At 73.0% G+C, this 13,302-nt stretch carries 9 protein-coding genes; 3 read left to right on the plus strand and 6 right to left on the minus strand.

The window, feature by feature from the left end:
* Positions 1 to 14: 14 nt before the first annotated feature.
* The 3 genes from LCD33_RS02475 to LCD33_RS02485 all read right to left on the minus strand — a co-directional run bounded on the left by LCD33_RS02475 (position 15) and on the right by LCD33_RS02485 (position 5,876).
* Positions 15 to 548: a YbaB/EbfC family nucleoid-associated protein gene (locus LCD33_RS02475; protein ID WP_224956676.1), complete on the minus strand. Its 534-nt coding sequence runs from the start codon at positions 546 to 548 to the stop codon at positions 15 to 17.
* 148 nt (positions 549 to 696) lie between these two features.
* Complete coding sequence (locus LCD33_RS02480) at positions 697 to 4,503, minus strand: ADP-ribosylglycohydrolase family protein (protein ID WP_224977470.1); 3,807 nt, start codon at positions 4,501 to 4,503, stop codon at positions 697 to 699.
* Between the two features lie 272 nt (positions 4,504 to 4,775).
* Positions 4,776 to 5,876 (minus strand): ADP-ribosylglycohydrolase family protein, encoded by a 1,101-nt coding sequence (locus tag LCD33_RS02485; protein WP_224956678.1) that lies wholly within the window; start codon positions 5,874 to 5,876, stop codon positions 4,776 to 4,778.
* A 94-nt stretch (positions 5,877 to 5,970) separates the two neighbouring features.
* On the opposite strand from LCD33_RS02485, the gene LCD33_RS02490 reads away from it, so the two are divergent.
* Together LCD33_RS02490 and LCD33_RS02495 are read left to right on the plus strand one after the other, a co-directional pair.
* Positions 5,971 to 7,374, plus strand: coding sequence for a PLP-dependent aminotransferase family protein (locus LCD33_RS02490; RefSeq protein ID WP_224967143.1), 1,404 nt, complete (start codon positions 5,971 to 5,973; stop codon positions 7,372 to 7,374).
* 123 nt (positions 7,375 to 7,497) lie between these two features.
* On the plus strand, positions 7,498 to 8,001 hold the full coding sequence (locus tag LCD33_RS02495; protein WP_224956681.1) for a DUF6319 family protein: 504 nt from the start codon (positions 7,498 to 7,500) through the stop codon (positions 7,999 to 8,001).
* Between the two features lie 91 nt (positions 8,002 to 8,092).
* On the opposite strand, the gene LCD33_RS28735 is transcribed toward LCD33_RS02495, so the two are convergent.
* Both LCD33_RS28735 and LCD33_RS02505 read right to left on the minus strand, forming a co-directional pair.
* Positions 8,093 to 8,200 carry a zinc-binding dehydrogenase gene (locus tag LCD33_RS28735; RefSeq protein WP_308011212.1) on the minus strand — a complete coding sequence of 36 codons (108 nt, stop codon included), beginning with the start codon at positions 8,198 to 8,200 and terminating at the stop codon, positions 8,093 to 8,095.
* Positions 8,194 to 8,601 (minus strand): zinc-binding dehydrogenase, encoded by a 408-nt coding sequence (locus LCD33_RS02505; RefSeq protein WP_224967151.1) that lies wholly within the window; start codon positions 8,599 to 8,601, stop codon positions 8,194 to 8,196. Before LCD33_RS02505 ends, LCD33_RS28735 begins: the two co-directional genes overlap by 7 nt.
* 97 nt (positions 8,602 to 8,698) lie before the next feature.
* Here LCD33_RS02505 and LCD33_RS02510 point away from each other — a divergent pair, with 97 nt between their 5' ends.
* Positions 8,699 to 9,034 (plus strand): hypothetical protein, encoded by a 336-nt coding sequence (locus tag LCD33_RS02510; RefSeq protein ID WP_224956685.1) that lies wholly within the window; start codon positions 8,699 to 8,701, stop codon positions 9,032 to 9,034.
* A 179-nt stretch (positions 9,035 to 9,213) separates the two neighbouring features.
* Here LCD33_RS02510 and LCD33_RS02515 read toward each other — a convergent pair whose 3' ends face one another.
* Positions 9,214 to 13,125 carry a DNA-directed RNA polymerase subunit beta' gene (locus LCD33_RS02515; RefSeq protein WP_224956686.1) on the minus strand — a complete coding sequence of 1,304 codons (3,912 nt, stop codon included), beginning with the start codon at positions 13,123 to 13,125 and terminating at the stop codon, positions 9,214 to 9,216.
* Positions 13,126 to 13,302: the final 177 nt, after the last annotated feature.

Below are 13,302 nucleotides of genomic sequence, written 5' to 3' on the forward strand. Positions count from 1 at the left end.
GGTTCTCCCCGTCGTCAGCGCAGGAACGAGCCGCGGCTGAAGTCCTCGTCGTCGAAGTCGTCCGGGCCGGGCCGCCGCGGTGCGCGGTTCGGCCGGCGCGGCGGCCGCGGACCGTCGTCCTCGGGGCCGATGCGCATCTCCTGCACCCCGGGGCGGCGCGGCGGCTCCTCCGGTTCCTCCGGCGGCTCCGGGAAGAATCGCTTGGCCTGGCCCAACATGTGGCGCACGGCTTCGTCGCCCTCACCGACGGTGCTCGCCGCGGCTTCCTGCATGCGTTCCGGCAGCTTCGACTGGGCCAGCCGCACCGTGCGCATGATCTCGCCCGCGAGCTTCGCCATCGGGCGGTTCCCGGCGTTCTCGGCGAGCACCAGGTCGTCGAGCATGCCGCTGGAGCCGACCGTCACCCGCACCGCGCCGTCGCGGGAGGACTCGGTGACCGAGATCTGCTCGATCTGGGCCTGCATGCGGCCGAACTTCTCGGCCTTCTCGGTCGCGCGTTCCTGCCACTCGCGGACCATCCGCTCAGCCGCGCTGATGTCCTCAGGCACTCCGCCCCCGAACGTGTGCGGAGGTCGGGCGCCGCGGCCCGACCGATCCGATCTTCTCCTCGTGCGGCGGGAACGCTACCAACACGCCTCGGCGGCCCGGGCCGGATCACGCCGATCCCGGTGTATCCCTGCTCACCTGGCCCGGTGGTCAGCCCTCGCCGTCGTAGGCGGGCTGCGGGCCCTGGATGCGGCGCGGCGACGGCTTCGGCGCCGGGAACGCCGCCAGCGGCTCCGGTTCCGGTTCGGGCGGCGCCGGTGGTTCCTGCTCCGGCGGCTCGACCCCGACTGCGGGCAGCAGCGCGGTAGGCGGATCACCGGGGTCGTCGGCACGCGGTTCCGGCTGGACGGGCGGCGCCGCTTCGGCCGCGATCGGCAGCCTCCGCACCGGGTAGCGCTCGTCCCACTCCTCGTCGGCGGGGCGCTCGCTCGCCGGCGGTTCCGGCGCGTCCGGGTCGCGGGACAGCGAGTCGCCGAACTCGGCCACGCAGTCCAGCGCGATCTGCTCCACGACGTCGCGCAGCTCCAAGTCGGCCAGCCAGCCGACCGGCAGCCCGCTCACCCCGATCAGCGCGCCGACGATGTTGCCGCAGATCGCCCCGGTCGAGTCGCTGTCGCCGTCGTGGTGCACCGCGATGCGCAGCGCCTTCGCCACGTCGTCGCCACCGGCCAGCGCACCGCACACCGCGATCGCCAGCGCCTGCTCGCCGACCCAGCCGCCGCCGAGGGTTCCGGCGATGTCCTCGGGCGTCGGATCGCCCCGCTCCGCCAGCTCGACGGCCTGCTTGAGCAGCGCGCTCGTCTCCTCGTGCCCCTCCCAGGTCTCCAAGACCTGCAGCGCCAGCCACACCCCGTCGTCGAGGGTCTGGCCCAGCAGCGCCTGCTGCACGATCACCGCCAGCGCGCCCGCCGACAGGTAGCCGGACGGATGGCTGTGGGTGAGCGCGGCGGCGCGCGCGGCCAGCTCGAACGCCACCGGCGGGTCCGGCGAGTACAGCGCCATCGGCGCCGACCGCATCACCCCGCCGCAGCCCTTCGAGTCGTTGATCGGCTCGGTGATCGACCCGGCCGACTGCCCGTCGCCGAACCGGGCCAGCGCGCGGAAGATCGTCTTGCCGGGAGCGCGGTTCGAGAACAGCCCCGGCACCTCCACCAGCCAGCCGTCCGGCTCCGGGTACACCGAGCGGAACGCGCCCGCCGCGGCCTCCCATTCCACGCCCTGGGTGTGCAGCCAGCGCTGGTAGGCCAGCTGGATCTCCGGAAGCGGGTCGGTGCTGCCGAGGGTGCGCCGCGCGATGCCACCGCGGATGAGGCCTTCCGCGCTGAACAGCGTCATCTGGGTGTCGTCGGTGATCGCGCCCTGCACGCCGTAGGCCTCCCGGAGACCTTGCGGGCCGTCCGGGCCGAACCGCTCGGTGATCTGCTCGGCGGTGACGAACTCCAGGTCGGAACCCATCGCGTCGCCGAGCGCACCGCCGAGGAAGCAGCCCAGCACCCGCTCGGTCAGCGCGGGCGCGACCTCGTCGACGGCCTCCGACTTGGCGTGTCCGCCCGCGCCCGGCGATTTCGCGATCCGCGCCTCGACGGGCGCCTCCGCGTCGGCGGCGTGGTGCGCCGGTTCCTCGCGGTCGGCGGCGAAGTCCGGCTCCTCCGGTTCGGCCTGCTCGTGGCGGTCGTGCGGTTCGGGGTCCGGGCGCTCGGCCCACTGCTCGGGAGACGCGTCCACTCGACCCGCGGGGAACTCGGCCGTTTCGGGACCGGCCTGCTCGCGGTCGTCCGGTTCCGGAGCGGTGAGCGGTTCCTCGTGCGGCGGGTCGCCGTGATGGTGCGGCGGGTCGCCGTGGTGCGGCAGCGCGCCGTGCTCGTGCTGCGGCGGTTCCGCGTAGGGCTCGTGCTGCGGCGGCTCCGCATCGTGGTCGTGGCGCGGAGGTTCGCCGCCGTGGTCGTAGCGCCGCGAGTCGTCGGGCCGGTCGTGCTGCGGCGGTTCCGGTTCCGCGGCGGGTTCGGGGCGCGGGGGCACCAGCTCCTCCCGCGGGATCCGCCCGGCCGCCTCCGGCCGGATCGACACCAGCTTCGCCAGCCGGGCGAGCTCCTCGCGGTCGGTGCGATCCGTCGAGAGCTGGAAACCGCCCGCGCCGAAGTCCGGCATCGGCCGCGCTTCGTCGGCGTCCTCGGCGGGCGGCCGGTGCGCGGCCAGCATCGACAGGTCGGTGCGGTCGGTTGCCTGGGTGAACGCGTTGACCGGTTCCGGTTCGGGTTCCGGCCGGGGGACGGGCGGGGCCTGCGGCGGCTCCGCGCGGAGGTCGGGCCGGGATGGGGATTCCTGCCGGAGCTGGGATTCCGGCCAGGACTGGGATTCCCCGCGCGGCTGGGTTTCCTGACGGGACTGGGTTTCCTGACGGGACTGGGCTTCCTGGCGGGACTGGGCTTCCTGACGCGGCTGCGAATCCTGATGGGCCGGGGATTCCGGGCGAGACCGGGATTCCTGCCGGGCCGGGGGCTCCTGCCAGAGCTGCGGTTCCCGCGGCTCGGCTTCGTGCCGGACGTGGTGCTCCGCGCTCGCCTCGACGACCGGTTCCGGCGCGGGTTCGGCGGCCGGGTCGCCGAACTCCGGTGCGTCCGGGTGCGAGTTCAACCGGCTCAGGTCGATGATCATCGTTTCTTCGTTGCTGCCGTCCACCGGCCGCACCGGCTCCGGCCCGCGGCCGCTGTCCACCGTGGTCATCAGCGGGGCGTCCAGCTCCCGCGGCCCGGACGAACCGCGCGGATCGCCCACGTAGCGCTGCGCCCACTTCGGCAACGGCGGCGGGGGCGGCGGCGGGGCGAACGCCTCGGCCGCGTCGGCGCACAACGTCTCGATGATGTCGCCCAGTTCCAGCTCGTCGCGCCACCGCGGCGGAATCGCGTCCGGCCCGTGCAGGGCACCGGCGAGCTGACCCGCCATCGCACCCGTGACGCTGCTGTCCGCCGACACGTTCACCGCCATCAGCACGGCCTCGGCGAAGCTCCCGGTCGCCGCCACCGCAGCCAGCGCGGTGCCCAGCTCACCCGGCTTGTGCTCGGTGTCGAACTCGGCGTCCAGCTCGGCGGGCTGCGGGCGGCGGCCGTCGCGGGTCGCGAACATCGCCGCGTGCACCGCCCGGCGCACCGCGGCCGGCCCGTCGGCCCCGCTGTGCAGCGAGCTCAACCGGGCGTCGGTGAGGCCCACCGCCTCCCACAACCCGATGTCGCCCTGGATCAGCTGGGTCAGCACGTCCGCGTGGAACCCGGCCGCGCCCTGCACGTTCACGTCGTCGGTGAGCAGCCGGGCCACGTCGGCGCCCGCCGCGAACACCCGCTCCTGCGAGGTGCTCCACACCATCGTCGGCGCCGCCCACACCGCGCAGTCGGCGAAGCCCGGCCGCACCACCGGCCCGGACCGCGCGTCGGCGGCGTGCTGCTGCGTCGGCGGCTGCGCGGCGAGCTTGCCCAGCCCGGACAGCGCCCCGCCCGCCGGGTTGCGGGTGGAGAACAGCTGCGGCGTCTCCAGCAGCCAGCCGCTCGGCTCCGGATGCGTCTGCAGGTAGCCGGACATCGCGAACTCCCACGGCACCCCCTGCGTGTACAGCCAGCGCAGGTGGTTCGTGCGGATCACCGGAGTGGGCAGCCACTCCACCGAATCGCCGTTCACCGCCCGCGCCCGCAGCAGCGCCTCCAAGGTGAACACGGCCAGCTGCGTCAGCTCCGTGGCGCCACCGCGCCGCCCGAACACGGGCAGGTAGTCGGTCACGCCCTGCTTGCCGAACCAGTGCTGGATGTCCCACGCCGACCTGGTGCGCACCCCCGCGCCCAGCGCATCGCCCACGGCGCCGCCGAGCAGCGCGCCGCGGAACCGGTCCGACCAGCTCAGCGCGCGCGGCTCCCGCCGCGACACGGCCGAACCGTGCGTGTTCGCGAACCACGAGGTGTCACCGGTCATCCCCAGTCTCCTGTCGGGTCACCGTGCGGGGCAGCGCCCACGACCTCCGGCCGCGGACGTCGGTCGCAAGGCCGCCGCACCGCTGCGGCGGAGGCCCGGGAGCTTTCCCGGCTCCGGCGGGGCACCGCCGATCCCTTGGACCGCACCCCGCCAATGTTGCCGCACTTGACCGACGCCACGGCCGACTCCCCCGGGTGATCGAACGACCGGGTGGCGTGCTGCGGGTGGATCAGCGGTGGCCACGGCGGGTACCGCGGTGATCGAGAGCTTGCTCACCACGCGGGATAGCGCCTGCTCCACGCGGCGTCCGCGGGTGGGGCCGGGCTGAACTCGGCGAGCGCGTCGCGGGACAGCGCCGTCACCACCTCGCGCAGCTCCAGCACGTCCAGCCACTCCGGCGGGAGGGCGCGGACCCCGTGCAGCGCGCCGACGACGTTCCCGCACACCATCCCCGTCGAATCCGAATCACCCGAGTGGTTCACCGACAGCAGCAGCGCCCGCCGCGCGTCCGGCACCGCCAGCGCCGCGTACAGGCCGATCGCCAGCGCCTCCTCGCCCACCCAGCCGCCGCCGAGCCGTTCCGCGAGCTGTTCCGGCGGCACCGGGCCCCGCTCGGCGAGCTCCACCGCCGCGTCCAGCAGCCGCAACTGCTCCTCGTGACCGCGCCAGCGCAGCAGCAGGTCCCGCGCCAGCCGCACCGCGTCCGGCAGCGGTACCTCCCGGATCAGCTGGTGCACCACCACCGCCAACACCCCCGCCGACAGGTAGCCGGACGGGTGGCCGTGCGTCAGCGCCGCCGTTCCCACCGCCGCGTGGAACACCTCGGCGGGATCGTGCGACCACACCGCCACCGGCGCCGCCCGCATCACCCCGCCGCAGCCCTTCGAATCGTTCGCCGCGTTCTCCGGCGTCGCCTGCCGGTGGGTGCGCCCGAACTCGATCAGCGCCAGCATGCAGGTGTTGCCCGGGGCGCGGACCGCGAACAGCTCGCGCTGGGCGATCAGCCAGCCGTCCGGTTCCGCCAGGTGCACCCCGTACGGCCCGGCCGCCTCCGCCCAGGTGCGGCCCTGGGTGTGCAGCCACCGCTGGTAGGCGTGCTGCACCTCCGGCACCGGATCGTTGTCCACCGGCTGCATCCGCCGCGCCACGTGCGCGCGGACCAGGCCTTCCAGGGTGAACAGCATCAGCTGCGTGTCGTCGGAGATCTCCGCGCGGCCCTGCGCGAGCACCGGGCCGGTCACGCCGTCCGGTCCGTACCGCTCCCGGATCGCGTCGATCCCGCGGAACTCGACCGCGAACCCCAGCGCATCGCCCAGCGCACCGCCGAGCATGCTGCCGAGGAAGCGCTCGTGGGAATCCGGCCCCTGTTGCACTCGTCCGCCCCTCACCGTGATCCGGCGAAGGTTATCAACGGAACGCGCCCGGCCGGGCCGGTTCCGCCGCCGGCGTTCGATAAGCTCGGCAGCCGTGAACCGCGAACGGTCCGGTTCGCTCGAATCCGGGCTGGACCTGCACCTGGACTGGTCGGGGCGGCCCGACAGCAGCACCCTCGCGGAGGCCCTGCGCGCGGCGATCCGCGACGGCCGCCTCGCCGCGGGAAGCCGCGTGCCCTCCACCCGCACCCTCGCCCACGACCTCGGCATCGCGCGCGGCACCGTGACCAGGGCGTACGCCCAGCTCGGCACCGAAGGGTTCCTGCTGTCCCGGCAAGGCGCGCCCACCACCGTCGCCGAGCGGCTCCGCAGCGGCGAACGCCCCGACCCGCCGGCGCCCCGCCCGACGGGCCGCGCGCCGCGCTGGGACTTCCGCCCGGGCAGGCCGAACCTGAGCGCCTTCCCGCGCAAGGACTGGCTGGCCGCGAGCCGCCGCGTGCTGCGCGCCATGCCCGCCGACGAGCTCGACTACGGCGATCCGCAGGGCCCGCTCGCGCTGCGCGAAGCGCTCACCGAATACCTGCGACGCGCCCGGGCCGTGCACACCACCCCCGATCGGCTGGTCGTCTGCAACGGCTACAGCGAGGCGCTCTCGCTGATCAGCAGGGTCCTGCGCGCCCGGGGCGACTCCTCGATCGACTTCGAGGACCCGTCGCTGCCGCACTTCCGCGACATCGCCGCCGAGGACGGGATGACCGTGCGCGGCGTCCCCGTCGACGACGGCGGCATCGACGTGTCCGCGCTGCGCAGCCCTGCCGTCGTCGTCACCCCCGCGCACCAGTTCCCGCTCGGCGTCACCATGCGGGCGCAGCGCCGCGCCGAGCTGATCCGCCGCGCCAAGGCCGACGGCGTGCTCGTCGTCGAGGACGACTACGACGGGGAGTTCCGCTTCGACCGCAAACCCGTCGGATCGCTGCAGGGCATGGCCCCGGACGCGGTGATCTACGCGGGCACCGCGAGCAAGACCCTCGCCCCCGCGCTGCGCATCGCCTGGCTGGCGCTGCCCGCCCGGCTGGTCGAACCGGTGCGGGCGATGCGCACCCACGGGCGGTTCGGGCCGCTGTTCGACCAGCTCGCGCTCGGCGAGCTGCTGCGATCCGGCGCCTACGACCAGCACGTGCGCCGGTCCCGGGCCGTGTACCGGGCGCGGCGCGAGCAGCTGCTGCACAGCCTGGACGGGTTGCGCGCCGGGCACCGGCGCTACCCGGCGGGCATCTCCGCCGGCCTGCACCTGACGTTGCGCCTCGACCCCGACGGTCCCGACGAGCAGCAGGTCCTCGCCCGAGCCCGCGCCCGCGGCGTCGAACTCGACGTGCTCGGCCCGTGGTGGGTGCGGCCCGGCGACCACCCCGCCGGAGTGGTGATCGGCTACGCCGCGCCCGCCGAGCACGCGTTCCGCCCCGCCTTGGCGGCGCTGCTCGACACGCTCGACCCATGACCACCACCGGCGCGGAGGCTCCCGCTACAGTGCCCACGCGCGCCGGTCCCCGCCCGCCGACACGGCGCAGGGGAACTGGTGTTCTATCCTGGGTCACCGACCGGCGCACAGCAAGGAGAATCCGTGGGCGAGCAGGAAGCAGACCAGGTGACCAGCGAAGAGACCCAAGGCGAGCAGGCATCGGCGCAGCCGGAGAACGGCACCGCCCAGGCCGAGGCGGACACCGCGCAGGCCGCGGCGACGCCGTCCGAGCCCGCCGCGGCGGCCCCGGCCCCGGCCGACGCCGCTCCGGCCGACGCGACGCCGGAGCCCGCGCCGAAGAAGACCCGCGCGCCCAAGAAGAGCACCGCCAAGAAGACCCGCACCGTCGAGCTCACGCTGACCGTGACCGGCACCGCGGAAGGCGAGTGGCAGGCCGAGCTGATGCACGCGGGCAAGCGCGTCGTGCAGGGCCTGCCGGTCCCGGCGGCCGCGGTCTCCAAGGCGGCGGCGGAACTCCACCAGGACATCTCCGAAGCCATCGAAGAGGTCCTGAGCGCCGCGCGCGAGCAGCACGAGGCGAAGCTCGCCGAGCTCGAAGCCGAGGTCGAGCGGGTCCGCAAGGCCCTGCTGGAGCTCGAGGGCTGACGACCGCACCGGTCGGCCGAGTCCCCGGACGCCGCCACCCCCGTTCCGGGGCGGCCGCGTCGGGGGCACCCGGTTCGCGGCGCCGTCCCGATCAGAACTCCAGCACCAACCGGCCCCGCACCCCGCCGGCTTCCAGCGCGCGGTGCGCCTGCGCCGCCTCGCCCGCCGGGTAGGTCCGCGCCAGCCGCAGGGTCAGCACCCCTTCGTCCACCTGGGACCGCGGCCGGTCCAGCTCTTCCCACTCCTGCGCGTACTCGCGCCCCGCCACCGGCCGGTAGGTGATGCCGCGCTCCGCTCCGGCGGTGAAGAACCGCGCGGTCGAGATCCGGCCGGTGCCGCCTCGCGGATGCGTTCCGCCACGTCGTCCCCGCGCGCCACGACGACGTCCGCCCCGAGCGACCGGACCAGTTCCCGGTCCCGGTCGGCCGCGTCCGCGACGACCCGCAGCCCGTCGGCCTTCGCCAGCTGCACCACGCAACCCCCGAACGCCCCCGCGGCGCCGGTGACCGCGATCGCCTCGCCCGGCGCCGAGTCCAGGAGGTCCAGCGCCTGGCGGGCGGTGAGCGCGTTCATCGGCAGGGTCGCGCCGATCACTCGCATGCCCGGTGCAACCTGCCGCCGGGCCGCCGCTGTTCCGCCGGAGGACCACCCGCTCGTGTAGTGGCGAACGCGTGTTCGACTCCGGATGATCGGAGTCATGGACCCCAGACACCGCACCCACCGCAGGCTGCACCTCGTCCCGGCGGCGGCCGGCCCGGCCGCAGGGGGAACCGGTCCGCCGACGTCCACCGGCGCCGCGCCCGATCCCGGGAGCGGTGGCGGCGAGCGGTGGCCGTCCGCTCCCGAGCCGCTCACCGACGACCGCGTCGCCGAGTGCACCGATGCCGGGCTCGTCGCCGAGATCCGCGCGTGCGAGGCGTTGCGGCACCGCCTGCTGCACGACCAGCTGACCCTGCTCACCGAAGCACGCCGCCGGGGGCTCCGACTGCCCGCCGGCCCGTCGCCCGCCCGGTCCGGAGGAGCCCCGACATGATCGCCGGAACCACCACGATCGCGGCCGCGGTGCATCGCGCCGTCCGCTCCTGCACCACCGGTCTCCGAACGCTCGGCCGCGGGTTCGCGGCCACGCGCCCCGAACAGCGGGAGGTCCCCGCTCGAACCCGAGCGGGGACCTCCCGTGCACTGCTCCGCGACCTGCGGCCGCCTACCGGATCACCGGTAGTCGCGACCGAAGTCGTAGTCGTCCAGCGGCACCGCGGCACCGGTGCCTGCGCCGAACACGTCCGGCGTGTAGTAGCCGTCGTCGTAGGACGGGATCGCGTACGCCGCGGCCCGCGCCTCCTCGGTCGGCTGCACCTGGATGTTGCGGTAGCGGTTGATGCCGGTACCGGCCGGGATCAACTTACCGATGATCACGTTCTCCTTCAGGCCGACCAGCTTGTCACTCGCGCCCTCGATCGCGGCGTTCGTGAGGATGCGGGTCGTCTCCTGGAAGGAGGCCGCCGACAGCCAGGACTCCGTGGCCAGCGAGGCCTTGGTGATGCCCATCAGCACCGGACGGCCCGAAGCCGGGTCGCCGCCCTCGGCCACCACGCGGCGGTTCTCGCCCTCGAACTGCGAGCGCTCCACCGGCGAGCCGGGCAGGAACTCCGTCGCACCCGAGTCGATGATGATGACGCGCCGCAGCATCTGCCGGACGATGACCTCCACGTGCTTGTCGTGGATGCCGACGCCCTGCGAGCGGTAGACCTCCTGGACCTCGCGGACCAGGTGCAGCTGGGCCTCGCGGGGCCCCATCACGCGCAGCACCTCGTGCGGGTCGACGGCGCCTTCCAGCAGCTGCTGGCCGACGTCGACATGGTCGCCGTCCGCGATCTGCCGCTCGCTGCCGTCCACCGAGATCGTCGCGAGCCGCTGCCGCTTGGACAGCTTGTCGTAGACGATCTCCTCGCTGCCGTCGTCCGGGATGACCGTGATCTTCCAGTACCGGTCGTTGTCCTCCATCCGGATCCGTCCGGGGGCGTCGGCGATCGGCGCCTTGCCCTTCGGGACCCGGGCTTCGAACAGCTCCGTGACACGCGGCAGACCGGTGGTGATGTCGTCACCGGCGACACCGCCCTGGTGGAAGGTGCGCATCGTCAGCTGCGTGCCGGGCTCACCGATCGACTGGGCGGCGACGATGCCGACGGCCTCGCCGACGTCCACCAGCTTGCCGGTGGCCATCGAGCGGCCGTAGCAGACCGCGCAGACGCCGACGCCGGACTCGCAGGTCAGCACGCTGCGGACCTTGACCTTGGAGATCTTGGCCGCGAGCAGCTTCTCGATCGCCGGGTCGCCCAGGTCGGAACCGCGGGCGAGCACGATGTTGCCGTCCGAGTCCGTGACGTCCTCGGCGGTCGTGCGGGCGTAGATGCTGGTCTCGACGTGCGCGTCGCGCAGCACCGTGCCGTCCGGCAGCACCTCGGCGATCGGCATCTTGATGCCGCGCTCGGTGCCGCAGTCGGTCTCCCGCACGATGACGTCCTGCGAGACGTCCACCAGACGACGGGTCAGGTAACCCGAGTCGGCGGTGCGCAGCGCCGTGTCGGCCAGACCCTTGCGGGCACCGTGGTTGGAGATGAAGTACTCCAGCACGGACAGGCCTTCGCGGTAGTTCGCCTTGATCGGGCGCGGGATGTACTCGCCCTTCGGGTTCGACACCAGGCCACGCATGCCGGCCAGCTGCACGACCTGGGTCATGTTGCCCGCCGCCCCGGACTTCACGATCATGCTGATCGAGTTGTCCTCGGGGAAGTTCTTCTCCATGGCCTCGGCGACCTCGTCCTTGGCCGCCGTCCAGACCTTGACGAGCTCCGCGTTGCGCTCCTGGTAGGACAGCGCACCACGGCGGTAGCGCTTCTCCACCTGCTCGGCGCGCTGCTCGTAGGAGTCGAGGATCTCGCTCTTCTGCGGCGGGACGACCACGTCGGAGATCGACACGGTCACGCCGGAACGGGTGGCCCAGTGGAAACCGGCGTCCTTCAGCTTGTCCAGCGTCTGGGCGACGGTGACCATCGGGTACCGCTCGGCGAGGTCGTTGACGATCGCCGCCTGCCGCTTCTTCGGCAGCAGGTCGTTGACGAACGGGTAGTCCTCGGGCAGGAGCTCGTTGAAGAACACCCGGCCGAGCGTGGTGTCGGCGAGCCACGGCTTGCCCGGCTCCCAGTCCTCCGGCGTGGCCTCCTTGGCGGGGACCACGTCGCGGAGCCGGATCCGGATCTTCGCCTGCAGCGAGAGCCCGCCGCGGTCGAAGGCCATGATGGCCTCGCCCACGGAGGAGAACGCCTGGCCTTCACCCGGTGCACCCTCGACCAGCCTGGTCAGGTGGTACAGGCCGGTGACCATGTCCAGACGCGGCATCGCCAGCGGGCGACCCGACGCGGGCGAGAGGATGTTGTTGCTGGACAGCATCAAGATCCGGGCCTCGGCCTGCGCCTCGGCCGACAGCGGCAGGTGCACCGCCATCTGGTCACCGTCGAAGTCGGCGTTGAACGCCTCGCACACCAGCGGGTGCAGCTGGATGGCCTTGCCTTCGACCAGCTGCGGCTCGAAGGCCTGGATGCCCAGGCGGTGCAGCGTGGGAGCACGGTTGAGCAGCACCGGGTGCTCGGCGATGACCTCTTCCAGCACGTCCCACACCTGCGGGCGCTGGCGCTCCACCATCCGCTTCGCGGACTTGATGTTCTGCGCGTGGTTGAGGTCCACCAGCCGCTTCATGACGAACGGCTTGAACAGCTCGACCGCCATCTCCTTCGGCAGGCCGCACTGGTGCAGCTTCAGCTGCGGGCCGACGACGATGACCGAACGGCCGGAGTAGTCGACGCGCTTGCCGAGCAGGTTCTGGCGGAAGCGGCCCTGCTTGCCCTTGAGCAGGTCGGACAGCGACTTCAGCGGCCGGTTGCCGGGCCCGGTGACCGGGCGCCCGCGACGACCGTTGTCGAACAGCGCGTCCACGGACTCCTGCAGCATCCGCTTCTCGTTGTTGACGATGATCTCGGGCGCGCCGAGGTCGATCAGTCGCTTGAGGCGGTTGTTGCGGTTGATGACCCGGCGGTACAGGTCGTTCAGGTCCGAGGTGGCGAAGCGGCCACCGTCGAGCTGGACCATCGGACGCAGGTCCGGCGGGATCACCGGCACGCAGTTGAGCACCATGCCGCCGGGGTTGTTCCCGGTGGCCTGGAACGCGGCGACGACCTTGAGCCGCTTGAGCGCGCGCAGCTTCTTCTGCCCCTTGCCGGAGCGGATCGTCTCGCGCAGCAGCTCGGCCTCGGCACCGATGTCGAAGTCCTGCAGCAGCGCCTGGATGGACTCGGCACCCATGCCGCCGGTGAAGTACTCGCCGTACCGGTCGTAGAGCTCGCGGTAGAGCATCTCGTCCGAGATCAGCTGACGGGGCTCCAGCTTGGTGAAGGTCTCCCAGATCTCGTCGAGCTTGTCGATGTCGCGCTGCGAGCGGTCGCGCAGCTGGCGCATCTCGCGCTCGCCGCCCTCCTTGACCTTGCGGCGCACGTCGCTCTTCGCACCCTCGGCCTCGAGCTCGGCCAGGTCGGCTTCGAGCTTCTGGGCACGGGCTTCGAGGTCCGCGTCACGCTGGTCGGAGACCCGCTTGCGCTCGACCGCCATCTCGTTCTCGAGCGTGGACAGGTCGTTGTGCCGCATCTCGGTGTTCACCGAAGTGATCACGTACGCGGCGAAGTAAATGATCTTTTCGAGATCCTTGGGAGCCAGGTCGAGCAGGTAGCCCAGCCGACTCGGAACGCCCTTGAAGTACCAGATGTGGGTCACCGAAGCGGCGAGCTCGATGTGCCCCATCCGCTCGCGGCGCACCTTGGCCCGGGTCACCTCGACGCCGCAGCGCTCGCAGATGATGCCCTTGAAGCGGACCCGCTTGTACTTGCCGCAGTAGCATTCCCAGTCGCGGGTCGGACCGAAGATCTTCTCGCAGAAGAGCCCGTCCTTCTCCGGCTTCAGGGTTCGGTAGTTGATCGTCTCGGGCTTCTTGACCTCGCCGAACGACCACTGGCGGATGTCGTCGGCCGTGGCGAGGCCGATGCGGAGTTCATCGAAGAAGTTGACGTCCAGCACGTCGGGTCTTCTCCCTTAGTCGAAAGGTCCGGCCGGCTACCGGCCGGGAATGCCAGGTTGGGTCGATGGCCGGGGGGGGGGGGGGGGCCCGGCCCCCGCGCCCCCGGGGGGGGGGGGGGGCACCCCGGCCCCCCCCCACGACCGCGGCGCGCCCCCCCACCCCCCGCGACTCCAGGT

The organism is Saccharopolyspora sp. 7B, from assembly GCF_020177435.1.
In the GTDB taxonomy this organism is placed as follows: domain Bacteria; phylum Actinomycetota; class Actinomycetes; order Mycobacteriales; family Pseudonocardiaceae; genus Saccharopolyspora_C; species Saccharopolyspora_C gregorii.